Raw genomic sequence first — 18,769 nt, 5'->3', positions numbered from 1 at the left:
TGGCACGTTGGTGCGTGGTGCACTGGCCGCGGTGCTGGCAAGGGAGAACGACCTGGACGTGGTGGCGGACGTGGACCGCGCCGACGACGTCCTCCAGGTCGCGGGGCGGCGGCCGGACGTGTTCCTGCTGGACCCGCAGCTGCCGGGCCGGATCCGGATCGAGGAGCTGTGCCGCAAGCTGGCCGGCCGCGGCGTCCTCGTACTGATCGACCACGAGGCGATCCCGGCGACGAGCCTCGCGCTGGTGAAGCAGGCGCCGCGGATCGGGTTGATCGCGACCGACGCGACGACCGACCAGCTGGTCCAGGCGGTCCGGGACGTCGCGAAGGGGCTGCCCGTGGTCGACGTGCGACTGGCTGTGGCCGCGCTGAAGGCGGGGGACAATCCGCTGACGGACCGCGAGTGCGAGGTGCTGCGACAGGTCACCACCGGGGCGACGGCGCAGGAGGTCGCTCGTACGTTGAGCCTGAGCGTCGGAACGGTCCGCAACTACCTGTCCCGCATCCTCGCGAAAACCGGCGCCCGCAGCCGCATCGAAGCGATCCGCAAAGCCCAAGACGCCGGGTGGATCTAGGCCCAGTTCCCGTGCAGGTCGCGGTACATGCGTGAGGTGCGCATCAGGCTCGCGTGGGTGCCGAGGGCGGCCTTGTTGCCGTCGAGGACCAGGATGCGTTTGGCCCGCAGGGCCGAGCTGATCCGGTGTGCGATCACGATCAGCGTGCCGGGCCGTCTCGCGAACGCCTCCTCGGCCTGGCGTTCGGCCTCGGCGTCGAGGAAGCAGGTCGCCTCGTCGAGGACGACGAGCGGCGCGGGGGACAGGTACGCGCGGACCAGCGCGAGCAGCTGCTTCTCGCCGGCCGACAGTTCGGCCGGCCTGACCTCGGCACCGAGGCCGCCGAGGCGTTCGACGAGCTGGTCGGCGCCGACCGTCTTAGCGGCGAGTTCGAGCTGGTGATCTGCTGCGTCGGGCAACAAGTACGCGAGGTTGTCGCGGACCGTACCGGTGAAGACGTACGCCTCCTGCGGGATCAGCACCCGGGTCCGTGCGAGCCGTTCGCCGATCACCTCGGTCGGCGCGGTACCGCCGAGCAAGAGCCGGCCCTGGGTCGGCGCCAGCATCCCGCACACCAGTCCGGCCAGTGTCGACTTGCCGATGCCGCTGGGGCCGACGACAGCCAGGTGGTCGCCTTCGCCGATCGTCAGGTCGAGGTTGTTCAGCACCGGCTCGGCCTTCGGCCCGTACGCGAAGGTCAGTCCACGCAGCCGGACCTGGTAACCGTTCGGCTCGCCGGCCGGCCGCGGCTTCGCTGCGGGCGGCGATGTGTCGAGGATCCGGCCGAGCGTGATGACGTACCGCAGACCGCTGTCTCCGAGCGCGTTCATGACTGTGTTCAGCGTGGGCTGCATTCCGATCAGTACGTAGGTCAGCCCGCCGAGCAGCGTGCCCGTACTCACCCCACGCCCGACCAGCCACGGCCCGGTCGCCAGCAGGATCAGCAACGGCAACCAGCCGCCGACCGCGAAGCACAACGTACGCAGCGCCGACACCTTCGCCAGCGCGCGTTCCGCCGCCGCGTGCGCCTGGATCGGCCGATCGGCCAGCCATTCGGCGTACTCCTCCGCACCGGTCGCGGTGATATCACGCACGCCGGCGAACACCATGCCGGCCGTGGCCGCGAGCTCCTCGTCCGCCGTCAGCGACGCCCGGACCCGATCCGCCGCCATCCCGAGCACCGCCAACGACAACCCGAACCCGAGCAGGAACGGCGGTACGACGAACACCGCGACCATCGGGGCCAGCGACAACAATCCGGTGAGTACGCCGAACAACGTGACGGCGAAGCTCCGCAGCACCAGGACGAGGCCCGCGAACGTGTCCCGGACGATCTCGACCTGCCGGTTCAATCGGGCGACCGCGCCGTCGTCGCCGGTCCGGAGCGCGCCGCTGACCACCCGGCGGACCAGATCGTCGCGCAACGGCTCGACCAGCTCGCCGAGCCGCCCGTATACCTGCCGCGCCCCCGCCGCACCGAGCGCCGTGGTCGCGACCAGCCCGCCGAGCCAGGCAATTCCCTGCCACGCATGCCCACCGAGGAAACTGTCGGTCGCCCGCGCCACCGCGATCCCGTACACCGCCGTCGGCAGAATCTCCGGCACCGACCACCCGACCAACTTGAGGGTGGCCTTGCTGCGGAGCGCCGCGGCGCCGTACGAGAGTTCGCGCTTCATCCGAACACGGCTCGGTACGACGTGTTGTGCCAGAGGTCGGCGTGCGGGGCGATGGCTCGGACCTGGCCGTGGTCGAGCCAGATGACCAGGTCGGCGCGGGCCGCGGTCGCGGGGCGGTGGGTGACGATCAGCCGGGTCCGGCGTTGGCGGTCCTCGGTCAGGGTGCGGCTGATCTGGCGTTCGGTCGCGGTGTCCAGGCTCGACGTGGCGTCGTCGAGGACCAGGAGCCGACGGGCCGACCAGGCGCGGGCAAGGCCCAGGCGTTGCCGTTCACCGCCGGACATCGGTGCCTTGCGCAACGACGTGAAGTACCCGTCGGGGAGCCGGCTGACGAAGTCGTGGGCGTGCGTCGCGCGGGCGGCGGCGAGGGTACGTACCGGGCTGACCGCGTGCGGGTCGATCGCTTCGCCGACGGTCCGGCCGACCAGGTGCGGACGCTCGAACGCGCACCCGACAGCGTGCCGGAGCGCCCGGCGGCTGACGGCCTGCAGCGGTACGCCGTCCAGCGAGACCTGCCCGGTCGACGGATCACGCAGCCGCGCCGCGACCGCCGCGAGCACGGACTTGCCCGCGCCGCTCGGGCCGACGACGGCGACCGTCACGCCGCCTGGCAGGTCGAGATTGACGTTGTCCAGCAGGATCTTCTCACCGGCGAACACGCTGACGCCGTCGAACGTCAACTGGCCGGTCCCAGCGGGCAGCGTCAGCGAACCGTGCGCGACGGACTCGATCGCGATCACCTCGGCGGACCGCCGGACGCCGGCCTTGGCGCGGGCGAGCTCGCCGAGGACGCCGGTCAGGTTGCCGAGCCCGGCGCCGAGGACGGCGTACTGCGAGGCGGCGAACAGCTCGCCCGCGCTGACGTTGCCGGCCACGAGTTGGAGTCCCCCGACAGCCAGGACTGCGACGAGTACGAGTGGACCGACCACGGCGGCCTGTGCGCCGGAGCGGGCGAGGATCCGCCAGGTGACGACGCCGTGCCGGTGCAGCTCGGGGAGGAGGCCGAGGATGCGGCGCTCCTCGCGTTCGGCCGTACCGGCGGAGTGGATGGTGCGGATGCCGGTCAGCGACTCGGACAGCAGGGCGGCGATCCGGCCTTGGGTCTCCTGATAGGAGAGGCTGACGTCGGCGGTGCGTTTCGCGAACGTCCAGAGGACCAGGATCACCAGTAGTACGCCGCCGAAGAACGCGGCCGCGAGCCACGGGTCGATGACGGCCAGCAGGACCAGACTGCCGAGCGGCGGAGCGATCGCGGCGATCGCGGTCACCGCGGCCGGTCCGGCCTGGGCGGCGTCGGTCGCGTTCGCCGAGACGCGGGTGACCAGGTCGCCGGTCTCGAAGTCGCGAGTACCGTCCGGGCCGCCGCGGACGACGTGCCGGACCAGCCGGTTCCGCAGCCAGGCGGTGGTCTCGGCGACGCAGGCGGCGCCGGCGAACGCGTCGATGATGCTGGCCGCGATCCCGAGCCCGATCAGCGCGGCCGTGACGATCAGCCAGCGGGTGTACCCGTCACCGGCCACGATCGAGTCGACCGAGCGACCGAGGATCGTCGGCAGCGCGAGCGTGACCCCGCTGCCGATCAGCGCGTTGACCCCGATCAACGGGAGCCAGCCACGCCCGTGCTTGGCCACCTCCTGGAAAGTGGTCATGCGCCGAGGCCCGTCTGGTCGGCCAGGAACGCGAGCATGTCGGCGGCAAGGTTGACGCCTCCGGTGGTGTGCCCGGCGTCCTGTTCGAAGCGCAGCAGTACTGGCCGCGGACCGGCCGTGGCGTGCTGCAGCGCGGCGCAGAACTTCCTTGCGTGCAAGGGATCCACGCGCGTGTCGTTCCCGAACGCGGTGAGCAGCACTGCCGGGTACTTCACGCCGTCGACGACGCGGTGGTACGGCGAGTACGAGAGCAGGTTCTGGAAGTCGTCCGGGTCGTCGACCGATCCGAACTCGGCGGTCCAGCGCTCGCCGAGGCCGGATCGCTCGTAGCGGATCATGTCCGTGAGTGGCGCCGAGCAGACCGCGGCGGCGAACAGCGCGGGGCGCTGGGTCAGCGCGGCGGCGGTGAGCAGGCCACCGTTGGATTCGCCACAGATCGCGAGCTGGTCCGCAGTGGTCCAGCCTTCGTCGATCAGGTACTCGGCGGCGGCGATGAAGTCGTCGAAGACGTGCTGCTTGTCGTGGCCGGTGCCGGCGTCGTGCTGCGCCCCGTCGCCACGGACGGTCGCTGTCACGAAGGCGCCGCCGGCTTCGACCCAGGCCAGCGCGAACGCGGAGTACGTCGGCGTCAACGCCTGCCCGAAACCGCCGTACCCGTAGAGGATGGTCGGACCGGGCTTCCCGATGATCCGCAGCTCAACGCCTTTGGTGTGGTGCGTTTCCACCGGTGTGGACTGTGCTTCTTCGTGAGTGGTGTGTCCCGTGCTCGCGTCGTAGCAGCAGACCATCGGCGGCGTCACGCTGTCGGTGTAGCTGAACCAAGCGCGGTTGCCGTCCGCTGTGAGTGACCCGACGGACCCGTGGCCGGGCAGCTCCACTGTGCTGGTTTGTGCGCCGGTCAGCCGGTCGTGTACGGCGATGGCGGTCGCGGTGGCGACCAGCACGACGTCGTCGAGGATCGCGAGACCGGTCAGCGGCTCAGCCGGTTTGATGTACTCGCGCCGAACAGTCGGTGCGGCTGGATCGCCGACGCTGATCCCGTCGGCAGTGACGACATACAGCCGCTCGTCCGGCCCCACCGACATCAGCGTGGTGCTCGTGGTGGGAATGTGCTCCGGTGGCGCATCGGCGGTCAGATCCGCGAACCACAGGTCGTCCCTGGTGCAGACCGTCAGCCAGCGACCGTCTGCGCTGAGCTCCAGTCCGTACGACGCCTCGTCCGCGAGGATCGTCGTATCCGCCTCGCCCAGCGAATGCCGGCGTACCTGGCGGAAGCGGACGTAATAGAACGTGGTGCTGTCCGGCAACCACGCCACCGGCGAGTACCGGCATCCGTCGAGCGGGCCGTCGATCACCTGCCCAGTGCCGACGTCGAGCACCGAGAGCGCAGCCTGCTCGGTGCCACCGCGAGACAGCTGCACCGCGACCTTCGTACCGTCCGGCGAAGGCTGCCACGCGTCGAGCGTCAGACCATTCTTCAGGTCGAGCAGCGACGTCTCGTCAACGAACAGCACGGGCCGTTGTCCCGGCTCGCGCCGTACGGTGAAACAGCGCCCGCCGCGCCACACGGGCACGGACACGCTGCCGACGTTCGACAGCCGCCGTACGGTGTTCTTCCAGCGGAACCGGGTGCTCAGCGAACCGGCGTACGTCAGCCACAACTCGTCCTGATCCCGCAGCCACGGGGCGGCGGCGGCCGGATCTTCGAGCCAGCGGTACGGGTCCGCAACGGAACAACCGTGCACCTGCTCCACGAGCGTCAGACGCTCGGCGCATGGATAAGCCTGCACGGAATCGATCACCTCACTTTTTCTCGCTCCCACTCACACAACGAGCCCAAGGGCCCGGGGCTACCCGGAGACAGGACGGCCCTGGGTGGGATGTCCCACCCAGGGCCTCACTACCTGGCAAATGCAGGTTTGCCGTATCAGTGGCAGAGCAGCAGGCTCAGGTTGCTCGGGGTCTGCGACGCGCAGCCCAGCACGGTCAGCGTGGAGCCGGCGTGGTGGTGGCCGCCGCCGCAGTAACCCGGGGCCTCGAGGCCCTGAAGGTCGAGAAGTGCCATGTGTTTACACCTCCTTCGGTGCAGATCGTCGGGATGGGTACTCGGACCACTGGGGAGGTCCGAGGAACGGGAGGGCGACCGGCGCGTCGTGGAGCGCCGTGCCCAGGGCCAGCAGGACGCCGGCCGATCCGGTCGCCAGGTCCATCGACAGCCGGAGCAACTGGTTGCCGGGGAACGCGAGACCGCCCTCGAACGGCATCGCGTGCCAGCCGAGGCCATTGATCAGGTCGTCGACCTGATCGTCGAGCGCCGCGGCCGTGAGGAGCAGCCCGGCACGACCCATGAAGAGGCCGGGCTGGACGTAGTAGGAACAGTGCGTGACCCGCTTCAGCTCGTCGAGCATCGCGTTCAGCTCGTCGGACGGGCGGTGACGCAGGTACCGCTCGAGGACGAGCGCGATGCCCGCCGAGCCTTCCTCCAGGTACGGCAGGGTGCGCCAGCCCTGGTTCACCTGGCGCATGCCGTCCTCGGTCAGCACGGTCCGCTTCAGGTCCTGCCGGATCGCGATCTCCGCGAGGTCGAGCAGACCGGTGTCCCCGAGCTGCTCGAACGCGTTGAGGAACAGCAGCGCCGGCCCGGACGAGCCGTACATCAGACCGGCCCGCGGGTACTGCCCGCCGCTGATCTCGGGTACGTCGGCCTCGAGACGGTCCGCCACCAGGTCGAGGACGCGGACGGCTTGCGCGCGGAGCGCCGGCTCGGTGTCGAAGTGCAGGAGGTTCAGGCCGATCCCGGCGAGACCGGAGTGCAGGCCGAGTTCGCGGGTGGTCCAGTCGTCGGCGAGCGTACGGTCCACGAGATCGAGGGCGTCCTGGCGGTGGCCGAGCTCGTCGAGTACGTGCGCAACGCCGTGCAGGCCGTCGTACAGACCTGGGCCGGCGGGCGTCGTCAGCGCGTGCTTGCGGAGCCAGTCCTCGTACTTCGGGAAGCGCCCGGCATCCGTCTTCGCGAGCGCGTAGAGGACACCGGCCGCGCCGGTCGCGAGGTCGATGCCGCCGCCGTCGCGGAACTGCGCGATGTCGCCGGGGAACAGGCGGTCCGTACGTTCCGGCGTCGCGCCGGCGACGATCGCCTTGGTCAGGGCGGCGCGTACGTCGGTCCATTCGGCCTGGCCGGGGAGGGCGACGTCTTCGAGGTCGTTCGCCGTGCTGGTGCCGACGATCGTACGGACCGCGTCGTCGAGGGCTTCGCGCGGGACCGGAAAGGTGCCGGCGATCATGTCTGCGAGCTGGAACGCCTTGCCTGGATGGAGGTTCAGCAGAATCGTTGCCTGCGGCGCGTAAACGCCCAGCGCGATGCAGGCGAGCGCGTACCGGTCGACGTCGACTCCCTGCCGGTCCTGCGGGGCCGCGTAGCCCGGGTGGGCGAGCGTCGACCGCGCCTGGTCCTCAGCCCTGGTGGCGACCTCGAAGTCGATCAGCGTGAGCTTGCCGTTCACGTCGAGGAGCAGGTTGTCCGGGTGCAGGTCGCAGAACACCACGCCGCGCTCGTGCAGCTGGCCGACGGCCTCGCCGACCTTCGCGATCATTGCGGTCGCCCAGTCGGCGTACTCGGCCTTCTCCGCTGCGGTCGCGTCCGGGTGGGTCAGCGGGTAGCGGCGTACCAACTCGCGCTGCAGCGAGACCGAGTCGATGTGCTCCTGGACGAGGAAGTGGTGCTCGCCGAGCTGCAGGTAGTCGTGGGTCCGCGGTACGGCGTCGAGGCCGTCGAGTTGCTCGAGGATGTCGCGCTCGTGGGCGATCCGCGCCACCGCGTCCCGGCCGGCCATGTCGAGACCGGCGTACGGACGGCCTTCCTTGAGCACGACGCGGGCGCCGGACTCGTTGTGGTGGCCGAGGTACACGCCGCCGCCGTTGGAGAACTGGATGACGCCGTCGACCGTGTACGCGAGGTCGTTGGTGGTGACCGCGTTGCGGGCGTCGAGGTGCGCTTGCAGGAAGTCGGGGAGCTGAACCCAGGGCGGTACGACGAAGGTCGGGCCGCGGTGGTCCGGCACAAGGTTGCCGTGGGCATCCTCGATCGCGAGCACGCGTTCGCCGGTGGGCGAGAGACAGTACCGGCTGACGAAGGCGCCGTACCGGACGAAAAGCGGACCTTCGGCGTAGCGCAGATCGCTCAGGATATAAGGGCCTTCGACGCCGCGCAGTACTTCGTCGAGGTCCTTGAGGACAAGCTCGAGCTGCGCGTCGTCGACCGGGTAGATCGTCACCAGCTTGCCGCTCGACCCGCGGGGAGCAGCCTTCGAGTTCGTCATCAGCAGGACGGCTTCGTTGCGCAGGAACTTGAACGCGATGCCGCGGGGGACGCAGTAGTCCCACACCGCGACGAGCGTCCGCTCGACGTCCTGCAGCCGGGCCGAGACGTGGATCTTCCAGCCCTGGTCGGGTAGCTGGAGCCCGTCGGGCGCGTAATGCATCCATTGCTCGCCCGGCACGTGCCGCCACCCGTGCGGGACGTCCCGCCGCGTGATCGCGAAGTCCGGATGCTGTGCACCACGGTTGGCCGGCGTCTCGTAGAACCGCCGATCCGCAAGGCAGTAGAACTCGTAACTCTCATGCATGACTGTCCGACCCCCTTTCGTGGTGCCCCGCCACATCTTGGGCGCCCCGTCAGGTATCGGCGTAGTGCACGATGTCATCACTCTCGTATGAAGAACCCACACACTACGAGTGAGTAACTAAACACTCTTCGTTACCGTACCGCACAATCCCAGCGCAAAAGCCGCCGTAACAACATGTCAATCCACGACAGCCCCATCACAACCCGTAACTTCCTGATCCGTTCGTCGTGCTCACACCGGGTAGGTGTGGACCTCGGTTGCTTTGAGGGTGGCTTGTAGGGGTTGGCCGGGGGTCAGGCGGAGGTCGGCTACTGCGGCGGGGGTTATGTCGGCCAGGACTTCGGTCGGGCCGGTGGGGGAGGCGTTGAGGCGGACTCGCACGGTGTGGGCGTGTTGTTCTACGCCGGTTACTACTGCGGGCCACGTGTTGCGCGGGCTGCCGGTGGGGGCTTCTGTGTAGAGGCTTACGGCGGTGGGTGGGAAGGCTACGTGGACTCCGCCGGTGGCTGGCTCGGCGAGGGTGATGGAGCCGCCGTCGGTGAGGGTCACCGTGGTGCCGGTGGCCGTGCCCCGGTAGAGGTTGAGTCCCACTAATTGGGCGACATAGTCGGTGCGGGGCCGGTGGGCCACCTCAGTGGGCTTACCTTCCTGTACCACCTGGCCGTTCTCAATGATCACCAGGCGATCAGCCAGGACCATGGCGTCCAGCGGGTCGTGTGTGACGAGCAGGGTGCGACCTTCGAAGCGGGAGAGGTGTTGGCCTAGTTCCGCGCGGACATGCAGCGTCGTACTGGCATCCAGAGCGGCAAGCGGTTCGTCAAGCAATAGCAGCTCCGGGTCAGTCGCCAGAGCCCTCGCCAGCGCCACCCGCTGCGCCTGACCACCTGACAGTGCACGAGGACGGGTACGCGCGTACTCCGACAACCCCACCACCTCCAGCCACCGCGCAGCCTCCCGCCGGGCCGTCTGCTTCTCCATGCCGCGGGCACGCAAGCCGAACGCCACGTTCTCCAAGGAGCTCAGGTGGTTGAAGAGCAAGTAGTCCTGGAACACCACCCCGATCGGCCGGCGATCCGGCGTACGGAACGTGTGCGGCGGCTCGTCCCACACGGAGGAGTCCAGTGCGATCCGTCCACCGTCAAGGGCGAGCAGTCCGGCGATGGCGCGTAACGCAGTGGTCTTCCCAGCGCCGTTCGGCCCAAGCAGTGCGACAACTTCGCCTGGCTCCACAGTCAGCTCCAGCGCGAGGCTGAAGGCACCACGGCTCACCCGCAGGTCAGCAGATAGCGTCATCGAAGCCCACTGATCCAGCGCTCGCGCAGCGACGCCAGTACGACGACAGACACGAGCAGAAGCACCAGACTGAGTACGACGGCCACGTCCGGATCGGTCTCCAACGCCAGGTAGACGGCCAGCGGCATCGTCGTCGTACGTCCCGGGAAGTTGCCCGCGAACGTGATCGTCGCACCGAACTCGCCCAGTGCCCGCGCCCAGCACAACACCATGCCGGCAACGACCCCCGGCGCGATCGACGGCAACGTCACGCGCCGGAACGTCATCCAGCGCCCCGCACCGAGCGTCGCGGCCGCCTCCTCGTACCGCGGGTCAGCCGCCCGCAGCGCGCCTTCGACAGAGATCACCAGGAACGGCATGGCCACAAAAGCCTCGGCCACGACCACACCAGCGGTTGTGAACGGCAACGACACCCCGAACCAGGAGTCCAGGTACTGACCGACCAGCCCGCGCCGCCCCAGCACCAGTAGCAACGCCACGCCACCTACTACCGGCGGCAGTACCAGCGGCACCGTCACGAACGCCCTGATCACGCTGCGCCCCGGCAAACCGCCGCGAGCCAGCAACCAAGCCAACGGAATCCCCAACACCACACACAATGCGGTGGCGGCCGTGGCGCACACCAGGGACAGCTTGAGGGCCTGCCAGACGTCTGCACTGTGCAGCTTGGCCGGCAGCGTCGACCAAGGCGCTTTGACGAGCAGCCCAAGCAGTGGGACGAGCAGAAAGGCCAGGCCGATCAAAGCAGGCAGCAGGAGTACCAGGGGCAGGCGCCCGCTGGTACTCCTGCCACGACGACTCACGGTGCGGAGAACCCTGCCGCGGTCAGGACTGCCTTGCCCTTGTCGGACAGCACATAGTCCACGAACGCCTTGGCGCCGTCAGGATTCGGCGCCTTGGTCAGCGTGGCGATCGGGTATTCGTTGACCGCCTTGCTCGCCTCCGGGAACTCGATCCCGTCGACCTTGTCCTTCGCGGCGAGCACATCGGTCTTGTAGACCAGCGCGGCGTCGACCTCACCGAGACCGACCTTCGTCAGCGCGGCCTTCACGTCCTGCTCGAGGCTGTCCGGTTGCGCGGTGATCCCGCTGGCCTTGAACACCTTCTCGGCCGCCGCGCCGCACGGCACCTGCGGGGCGCACAGCGCGATCTTCTTGCTCTTGTCGGCGAAGTCCTTCAGGCCGGTGATCTTGCCCGGATTGCCCTTCGGTACGGCGATCTCGAGGGTGTTGCTGACGAAGTTCGTCGCCATGCCCTTGTCCTTCACGTCGTCCATGTTCTTCGGCGCCGCGGAGGCGAACACGTCGGCCGGTGCGCCCTCGTTGATCTGCTTGGCGAGGGCGGAGCTGCCGGCGAAGTTGAACGTCACCTTCACGCCGGGGTGGGCGGCCTCGAAGTCCTTGCCCAGCTGGGTGAACGTCCCGGTCAGCGACGCGGCCGCGAACACGGTGATCTGCCCGGAGACCGACGGCGTCGAGCTCGACGACGTGGACGTTGCCGACGGCGACGAGGAGGACGCCGGGGTGTCACCCCCGCAGCCGGCCAGGGCCAACGTGGCGACAGCGGCCAGGGCGGTGACGGCGGTACGACGGAACATCAGGCCTCCGGGATCTCTACGACGACATGGGTGGACTTGATCGAGGCGACGGCCACCACGCCGGGCTCCAGCCCGAGCTCGTCGGCGGCCTCCCGGCTCATCAGCGACACGACGCGGAACGGGCCGGCCTGCATCTCGACCTGGGCCATCACGCCGTCCTTGAGCACTCGGGTGACGATCCCGCGCATCCGGTTCCGCGCCGACGCGGCGGCGGTGTGACCCGGCTCCGGTGTGTCCGCGAGCTCCTGCGCGAACTTGGCGAGCGCTTGCCCGTCGATCGCCATCCGCCCGTTCTCCTGCTTGGACGGCAGCCGTCCCTGATCGATCCAGCGGCGCACGGTGTCGTCGCTGACGCCCAGGAGCGCGGCCGCCTCACTAACCCGCAAACTCGGCACGGTACACAGCATACTTCCGCACTTGCGGGTGTGTGCCAGGTTTTCCACAGTCACGGATCGGTGACGGAAAGTGGGGGCGAATCCTCGTAAGTTAAAGGGCATGAGGACAACGGCGATGCGGGACTACTTGGACGGGCCGCACAAGGCGGCGCGGGACGTCGTGCGGGCGGAGCTGTCCGCGCACGCCGACCTGGCGGAGCTGGCGGTGCGACTGCCGCGCGACGAGTACCGGGACAGGGTGCTCGAGCTGCTGCTGCGCTCGGCCGCGAGCGGGCTGCCCGCGCGCGGCTACCCGAAGGAGTACGGCGGGGCCGCTGACCTCGGCGGTTTCATCGCGGGCTTCGAGACGCTGGCGTTCGGCGACCTGTCGCTGATGGTCAAGGCCGGTGTGCAGTTCGGGCTGTTCGCGGGCGCGATCCTGCACCTGGGGACCGAGCGGCACCACGAGCAGTACCTGGCGGACGCGATCAGCGGGCGGTTGCTCGGCTGCTTCGCGATGACCGAGACCGGTCACGGGTCGAACGTCCAAGCCCTCGGCACGACCGCGACGTACGACGAGGCAACGGGCGAGTTCGTCGTGCACACGCCGACCGCGGCGGCGCGCAAGGACTACATCGGGAACGCGGCCCGGCACGGACGGATGGCCGCCGTGTTCGCGCAGCTCGTGGTCGGCGGGGAGAGCCACGGTGTGCACTGTCTGCTGGTGCCGATCCGTGGCGAGGACGGCGCCGCCCTGCCGGGCGTCACGCTGTCGGACTGCGGGCCGAAGCTCGGGCTGAACGGTGTCGACAACGGGCGGATCGTCTTCGACCAGGTCCGGGTGCCCCGCGCGGCTCTGCTCGACAGGTACGCCCAGGTCGATGCCAACGGCAACTACACGAGTCCGATCGAGAACCCGGACCGCCGGTTCTTCACGATGCTCGGGACGCTCGTCCAGGGTCGCGTGTCGGTCGGCGGCGCGGCGATCAACGCGAGCAAGGTCGCACTCACGATCGCGATTCGGTACGCCGCCCAGCGCCGCCAGTTCGGCGCGCCGGGGAGCAGCGAGGAGACGATCCTGCTCGACTACCGGATGCACCAGCGCCGGCTGCTGCCGCTGCTCGCCCGGACGTATGCGCTGCACTTCGCGCAGGCCGAGCTGGTCGAGGAGTTCGCGCGGGTGTTCGACAACGACAGAAACGGCGAGCGGGACGAGCACGACCGGCGTGCGCTCGAGGCACAGGCGGCCGGGACGAAGGCGCTCGGGACGTGGCACGCGACCGAGGCGATCCAGGTCTGCCGCGAGGCGTGCGGCGGTGCCGGTTACCTGGCGGAGAACCGGCTCGCCACCCTCAAGGCGGACACCGATGTCTTCACGACGTTCGAGGGTGACAACACGGTCCTGCTGCAGCTGGTCGCGAAGGGACTGCTGACCGACTACCGCAGGTCGTTCGGCGAGCTGGACCCGTTGGGTACGGCACGGTTCGTCGCGGCGCAGGCCGTGGAGATCGCGGTCGAGAAGGCGGCGCTGCGCCCGTTGATCGAGCGGCTCCGCGACGCCGTACCGAATCGTTCCGACGCCTCCGACCCGGATGCCGGGCTGCGGGACGACGCGTACCACTCCGGCCTGCTCAGGTATCGCGAGGAGCACATGCTGTCCGGGGTGGCGCGGCGGCTGAAGGCCGGGATCGACGCCGGGGACGATGCGTTCGACGTGTTCAACCGGTGCCAGGACCACGTGATCGCGGCCGGCCGGGCGCATGTGGACCGGGTCGTCCTGGAGGCTTTCCAGTCCGCGGTACGAGACGCCCCGGAGGAGGTCCAGCCGCTGCTGCACGACGTGTACGACCTGCACGCGCTGTTCACGATCGAGGCGGAGCGCGCCTGGTATCTCGAGCACGGCCGCTTGTCACCGGGCCGTTCGAAGGCGATCACCGCCCTGGTCAACGATCTCTGCGCCGCCGTCCGCCCGGCGGCCCTGGACCTGGTCGACGCATTCGGCGTACCAGGCTCGGCAACGGAGGTGCCCATGGTTGTAACGTCTCAGGCATGAGTGAGTCGATCGAACCTGCGTCGGCCGCGGAGGCCGCTCGTGAACTCGCCCGGGTGCTGTTGGAGCAGGCTGACGCCCTGGACCTGCACGACCTGCGGGCCACCGGCGCGATCGAGAACGTCCGGGTCCAGGCCCGGGCGCTCGCGGACGCCGTCCACGAACGCGGCTGGGGCGACATCTTCCTCGGGATCGACTCGTACGACCCCGACGAGCTGGACGACCTGCCGCTCGGCCCGGACGACTTCGACGACCCGGCGGACTACCGGGAGATCGTCGAGGGTGGTGCGCTGGACGACCTCGAGGAGCTGGAGGAGCCGCCGCTGCCGGAGAACGGGCTGCGGCTCAGCTACCAGGCGCGGTACGACTACGTCGTGACCGACCCGGACGCCTTCGTGCGGTACGTGCGCAGCCGGGCGCACGAGGCGCAGAACGAGGACGTCATCGACGACATCGAGGACGCGCAGTCCGCGTTCGAGCTGCTCTGCTACCTGGACGGGGTCGGCTCGAAGGAGTACGAGTCGTTCGGCCTGATCCCGGGCGGCGGCGAGGAGTCGCACAAGGTCGTCAAGTTCTCGCTCTGGGACCTGGACCCGACCCGGCGCGACGACACCTATCCCTACTGATCCCTACTGACAGAGAACCGCCCCGGCGTACTGGTCCCCAGCAGCACCAGTACGCCAGCGGCGGTCTTCAGTAAGAAGCGCCGGCCGTGCCGGGCGTTGGTCGCCACCTCACTGGCGACCAACGCCCGACCGAACACGGCCGGCGCCCTGCTGTTGCCCCGAGAGGGCAGTGGCCCGAAGGAGGGCGGACCCGAGACCCATTCCGCGGCCGGCAGGGGAGGTACAGTCCGGTCGCGGACGGGAGTGCTTCGGGAACCACCTGGACCCAGTGCCGGCGACCCGTCCGTCGCCGACAACAGAAACCTGTCATGCGGCCCGGCGTACCGGGAATCCTCCGGTTCAAACATTTGCATTGCCTTTGAAGTAAGCAACGCTCAGTAGAGGTTCCTTCACTTTCCGTACTGATGTTGCCTTCTGCAACAACTAACCAGTCGTCAAGATCTCAACTGGGTAAGGACAGCGAGCACTCGGCGGTGGGTATCCGGGGCGTCGTCGATGCGGAGCTTCTGGAAGATGCTGCGCATGTGACTCTCGACGGTCCGCTCCGCGAGCACCAGCCGGGCGGCGATCGCGCTGTTCGAGCGGCCCTCCGCGACCAGCGCCAGTACCTCGCGTTCCCGCGCCGACAACGCCCACAGCGGATCGCCGGCCCGGGTCGGCGTCACCAGCGCGGCGACGATCTCCGGGTCGAGCGCCGACCCGCCGTCCAGCACCCGCCGCATCGCGTCGAGGAAGACCCGCCGCATCGCGTCGAGGAAGTCGCCGACCCGCAGCACCCGGACCTTGAGCAGGTACCCGAACCCGCCGGTGCCGACGAGGCCGACCACGTGCCGGGTCTCGATGTGCTGCGACAGCATCAGGATCGGCCGATCGGGTCGTTCCGCACGCAGCGTGACCGCGGCCCGCGCGCCGTCGTCGGTCATCTCCACCGGGATCTCAACGGTGATCGAGGTACCGGCGCCGGGCGGGCTGTCCACGGTGAACGCCCGCCGACCGACGCCACCCGGTCCGGCGGCATCTACCTGGTCGGCAACCTGCTCGTCGCGCTCGGCCACCGGGCCGGCAGCAAGCGACGTGACCGGGCCGTCGACCTCGACCCGGTCAAGTAGCCGGTCAAGCAGCCAGGCTGTCAGGCGAGTTCGAGTTCGGTCGCCGGGCGGGCCGGGACCTCGCCGTACGTGGTGGTGCGCTGCCGGGCCGGGCGGCCGGCGGCGTCCGCCATCGCGGTCAGCTCGGCGATCGACTTGCGGCTGCCGTGCTTGGAACCGGCCATCCGGCTGATGGTCTCCTCCATCAACGTGCCGCCGATGTCGTTCACGCCACCGTTCAGTACCGCGACGCAGCCGTCGACACCGAGCTTCACCCACGAGCACTGGATGTTGTCGATCCGCCCGTGCAGCATGATCCGCGCCATCGCGTGTACGGCGCGGTTCTCGTCGTACGTCGGACCCGGCCGGGCGACGCCCGCGAGGTAGATCGGCGAGTTCTGGTGGATGAACGGCAACAGCACGAACTCGGTGAAGCCGCCGGTCTCGTCCTGCACCGCGGCGATCGTGCGCAGGTGCTGCACCCAGTGGTGCGGGGCGTCCACGTGGCCGTACATCATCGTCGAGCTGGACGGCAGGCCGACCTTGTGCGCGGTGCTGATCACCTCGATCCAGCTTGCCGTCGGCAACTTTCCCTTGGTGAGGATCCAGCGGACGTCGTCGTCGAGAATCTCGGCCGCGGTGCCGGGGATGCTGTCCAGGCCGGCTTCCTTCACCGAGATCAGGAACTCCTCGATCGACAGGCCGGTGCGGACCGAGCCGTTCACGATCTCCATCGGGGAGTACGCGTGCACGTGCATGTCCGGGACGCGGTCCTTCACGGCGCGGACCAGGTCGGCGTACGCCGTACCGGGGAGGTCGGGGTGGATGCCGCCCTGCATGCAGACCTCGGTCGCGCCGATCACCCAGGCCTCTTCGGCACGCTGCCCGACCTCGTCCATCGAGAGCGAGTAGGCGTCGGCATCGGTACGGCGCTGGGCGAACGCGCAGAACCGGCAGCCGGTGTAGCAGACGTTGGTGAAGTTGATGTTCCGGTTCACCACGTACGTGACGTCGTCGCCGACCGTTGCCTTGCGCAACTCGTCGGCAATCCGCGCCAACTGGTCGAGCGCCGGCCCGGTGGCGGTCATCAGGGTCAGAGCCTGCTCGTCCGAAAGTCCCGCAGGGTCACGCTCGGCGGCGGCGAGAGCTTCCTTCACATCACCTTCAAGACGTTCCGGAGCAGCTCGGCCTGCCACGTCCTCGCGGAGGACGTCCCAGTCGCCGTAGGCGGCGTCGAAGTCGGAGCGGGTTTCGGTGCGGCGGCCTTCGGTGTCGATCGCGGTGTGCAGGTCGGTACGGCCGACGCTGTCCCACCCGCCGTCCGGCTCCTGCCACGGCAGACCGGTCGGCAGCGCCGACTCGTTCGCCAGACCGGTCGCCGGGTCGACGAGCGCCTCGACGTGGGAGATCAGCCGCGGGTCCAGCCACGGTTCGCGCAGGTACTCGGGGTGCGCCGTCAGCCGTTCGCGCAGTACGAACCCGGCGTCCGCGGTCACCTTCGCCAGGTCGTCGATCTGCGGCCAAGGACGCTCCGGGTTCACGTGATCCGGCGTCAGCGGCGACACCCCGCCGAAGTCGTCCACCCCGGCGTCCAGCAACGCGCGGCACTCGGCCAGGTCGACCAGGTTCGGCGGCGCCTGCACCCGGACCCGCGGCCCGAGCACGATCCGGCTCACCGCGATCGCGGCCAGCCACTCGTCCAGCGGAACGTCGGCATCGTTGCGCATCGCGGTGTCCGGCTTGACGCGGAAACCCTGGATGATGACTTCCTGGATCCCGTTGTACTGCCGGGCAATGCGGCGCAGCGCGAAGATCGAGTCCGAACGCTCCGCAAGCGTCTCCCCGATCCCGATCAGCAGCCCGGTCGTGAACGGTACGTTCGACCGCCCGGCGTCCTCGAGTACGCGCAACCGGACCGCGGGGTCCTTGTCCGGCGACCCGAAGTGCGGCTGGCCCTTCTCCTCGAACAGCCGCCGGGAGGTGGTCTCGAGCATCATCCCCATGCTCGGCGCGACCGGCTTCAACCGCTGCAGGTCCTGCCACGACATCACGCCCGGGTTCAGGTGCGGCAGCAACCCGGTCTCCTCGAGGACCCGGATCGCCATCGCCCGTACGTAGTCGAGCGTGCTGTCGTACCCGGCCTCCTCGAGCCACGTACGCGCCGCGTCCCAGCGCTGCTCGGGAGCGTCGCCCAACGTGAACAGCGCTTCCTTACAACCGAGCGCGGCACCCTGGCGCGCGATCTCCAGTACCTCGTCGGGCGACAGGTACGGCGCGTGCACCCGGCCGGGCGTGGTCGCGAACGTGCAGTAGTGGCACCGGTCCCGGCACAGCCGCGTCAGCGGGATGAAGACCTTCTTCGAGTACGTGATCACGCCTGCCCGGCCGGCGTCGGCCAGGCCCTGGTCGCGGACCCGGGCCGCGGTCTCCATCAGCGCCGTCAGCGCGTCGCCACTCGCCGCGAGCAGCACCTCCGCTTCGGCCGGGTCGAGGGTCTTGCCGTCGGCCGCGCGCTTCAGGGCGCGGCGCATCGCGGTGCTGAGTTCTGAGGTCGCCACGGGATCCGAGCCTAAGTCGCGGAAAACGGTTGATCCCGTGTTTCCGGGGACCAAAATCAATCCGTACAGACGTCCTGATAGTTTGCTGTTCGTGCAGGTCAGGCGGGCTGTCGACGGGCGGCGGATGCGCGGTGAGCAGCGCCGCGGCGAGCTGCTCCGGGCGACGCTGTCGGTGATCGAACGCGACGGAGTCGCAGGTGTGAGCCACCGGGTGGTGGCCGCCGAGGCCGATGTCTCGGTGGCGTCGATCACCTACCACTTCCCGACCCTGGACGATCTCCTCACTGCCGCCCTCCGGTCGGCCGCCGAGGACCTGGCGGTCGAGCTGCACGGTCGCGGCAGCGAGCTCGGACCGCGCCCGGCCGACGAGTTGGCCCGGTTGATCGAGCACAGCGTCGTACGCCGTCGTGGGCGAACGCTCGCGCTGTACGAGCTGTACCTGTACGCCGCGCGCCGGCCCGAGCTCCGCGAGACCGCCGCCGCCTGGCTGGAGCCGCTGACCGAGGTCGCCCGTACGTTCACCGCCGATCCGCAGAAGGCCCACCTGCTCGTCGCCGCCCTCGACGGGCTGCTGATGCAGACGCTGATCGGCGCCCGCGACCTGGACCGCGCCGACGTCGCCGCGTTAATCGAGGTGCTGAGGTAGAACGCGCCGGGTAGGGTCGCGAAGGAACTCGCCA

The 18,769-nt window shown here is 69.3% G+C and carries 15 protein-coding genes; 4 read left to right on the top strand and 11 right to left on the bottom strand.

The annotated features are described in order from the left end of the window. Positions 1–10 precede the first annotated feature (10 nt). Entirely contained in the window at positions 11–574 is a 564-nt protein-coding gene (locus ACFYRU_RS07740) for a DNA-binding response regulator (RefSeq protein ID WP_387658043.1), read from the top strand. On the opposite strand, the gene ACFYRU_RS07735 is transcribed toward ACFYRU_RS07740, so the two are convergent. The 9 genes from ACFYRU_RS07735 to ACFYRU_RS07695 form a co-directional block, all read right to left on the bottom strand. Further along, complete coding sequence (locus ACFYRU_RS07735; protein WP_387654339.1) at positions 571–2,229, bottom strand: ATP-binding cassette domain-containing protein; 1,659 nt, start codon at positions 2,227–2,229, stop codon at positions 571–573. The genes ACFYRU_RS07740 and ACFYRU_RS07735 overlap by 4 nt on opposite strands. Continuing rightward, positions 2,226–3,878: an ABC transporter ATP-binding protein gene (locus ACFYRU_RS07730; RefSeq protein WP_387654336.1), complete on the bottom strand. Its 1,653-nt coding sequence runs from the start codon at positions 3,876–3,878 to the stop codon at positions 2,226–2,228. The genes ACFYRU_RS07735 and ACFYRU_RS07730 overlap by 4 nt, the downstream gene beginning before the upstream one ends. Then, positions 3,875–5,668 carry a prolyl oligopeptidase family serine peptidase gene (locus tag ACFYRU_RS07725; protein WP_387654333.1) on the bottom strand — a complete coding sequence of 598 codons (1,794 nt, stop codon included), beginning with the start codon at positions 5,666–5,668 and terminating at the stop codon, positions 3,875–3,877. Before ACFYRU_RS07725 ends, ACFYRU_RS07730 begins: the two co-directional genes overlap by 4 nt. Positions 5,669–5,805: 137 nt before the next feature. Beyond that, complete coding sequence (locus ACFYRU_RS07720; RefSeq protein ID WP_387654330.1) at positions 5,806–5,943, bottom strand: SapB/AmfS family lanthipeptide; 138 nt, start codon at positions 5,941–5,943, stop codon at positions 5,806–5,808. A gap of 4 nt (positions 5,944–5,947) precedes the next feature. Then, the gene (lanKC, locus tag ACFYRU_RS07715) at positions 5,948–8,503 is read right to left on the bottom strand and encodes a class III lanthionine synthetase LanKC (protein ID WP_387654327.1); all 2,556 of its coding nucleotides are present in this window, start codon (positions 8,501–8,503) and stop codon (positions 5,948–5,950) included. 231 nt (positions 8,504–8,734) lie between these two features. Then, positions 8,735–9,796: an ABC transporter ATP-binding protein gene (locus tag ACFYRU_RS07710; protein WP_387654324.1), complete on the bottom strand. Its 1,062-nt coding sequence runs from the start codon at positions 9,794–9,796 to the stop codon at positions 8,735–8,737. After that, entirely contained in the window at positions 9,793–10,599 is an 807-nt protein-coding gene (gene modB, locus ACFYRU_RS07705) for a molybdate ABC transporter permease subunit (RefSeq protein ID WP_387654321.1), read from the bottom strand. The genes ACFYRU_RS07710 and modB overlap by 4 nt, the downstream gene beginning before the upstream one ends. Continuing rightward, positions 10,596–11,393: a molybdate ABC transporter substrate-binding protein gene (gene modA, locus ACFYRU_RS07700; RefSeq protein WP_387654318.1), complete on the bottom strand. Its 798-nt coding sequence runs from the start codon at positions 11,391–11,393 to the stop codon at positions 10,596–10,598. Before modA ends, modB begins: the two co-directional genes overlap by 4 nt. Further along, entirely contained in the window at positions 11,393–11,788 is a 396-nt protein-coding gene (locus ACFYRU_RS07695) for a molybdopterin-binding protein (RefSeq protein ID WP_387654315.1), read from the bottom strand. The genes modA and ACFYRU_RS07695 overlap by 1 nt, the downstream gene beginning before the upstream one ends. 100 nt (positions 11,789–11,888) lie before the next feature. Between ACFYRU_RS07695 and ACFYRU_RS07690 the strand changes: the two genes are divergently transcribed. Both ACFYRU_RS07690 and ACFYRU_RS07685 read left to right on the top strand, forming a co-directional pair. Next, positions 11,889–13,820: an acyl-CoA dehydrogenase gene (locus ACFYRU_RS07690; protein ID WP_387654313.1), complete on the top strand. Its 1,932-nt coding sequence runs from the start codon at positions 11,889–11,891 to the stop codon at positions 13,818–13,820. After that, complete coding sequence (locus ACFYRU_RS07685) at positions 13,817–14,443, top strand: hypothetical protein (protein ID WP_387654311.1); 627 nt, start codon at positions 13,817–13,819, stop codon at positions 14,441–14,443. The genes ACFYRU_RS07690 and ACFYRU_RS07685 overlap by 4 nt, the downstream gene beginning before the upstream one ends. 434 nt (positions 14,444–14,877) lie before the next feature. Here ACFYRU_RS07685 and ACFYRU_RS07680 read toward each other — a convergent pair whose 3' ends face one another. Next, on the bottom strand, positions 14,878–15,498 hold the full coding sequence (locus ACFYRU_RS07680; protein ID WP_387654309.1) for a LuxR C-terminal-related transcriptional regulator: 621 nt from the start codon (positions 15,496–15,498) through the stop codon (positions 14,878–14,880). A 74-nt stretch (positions 15,499–15,572) separates the two neighbouring features. Beyond that, entirely contained in the window at positions 15,573–18,089 is a 2,517-nt protein-coding gene (locus tag ACFYRU_RS07675; RefSeq protein WP_387654306.1) for a bifunctional FO biosynthesis protein CofGH, read from the bottom strand. A gap of 91 nt (positions 18,090–18,180) precedes the next feature. Here ACFYRU_RS07675 and ACFYRU_RS07670 point away from each other — a divergent pair, with 91 nt between their 5' ends. Then, positions 18,181–18,735: a TetR/AcrR family transcriptional regulator gene (locus ACFYRU_RS07670; protein ID WP_387654305.1), complete on the top strand. Its 555-nt coding sequence runs from the start codon at positions 18,181–18,183 to the stop codon at positions 18,733–18,735. Positions 18,736–18,769 lie beyond the last annotated feature (34 nt).

Source organism: Kribbella sp. NPDC004536 (genome assembly GCF_042873835.1).
In the GTDB taxonomy this organism is placed as follows: domain Bacteria; phylum Actinomycetota; class Actinomycetes; order Propionibacteriales; family Kribbellaceae; genus Kribbella.
The sequence above is the reverse complement of the archived record's forward strand: the minus strand, read 5'-3'. Positions and strand labels throughout refer to the sequence as shown.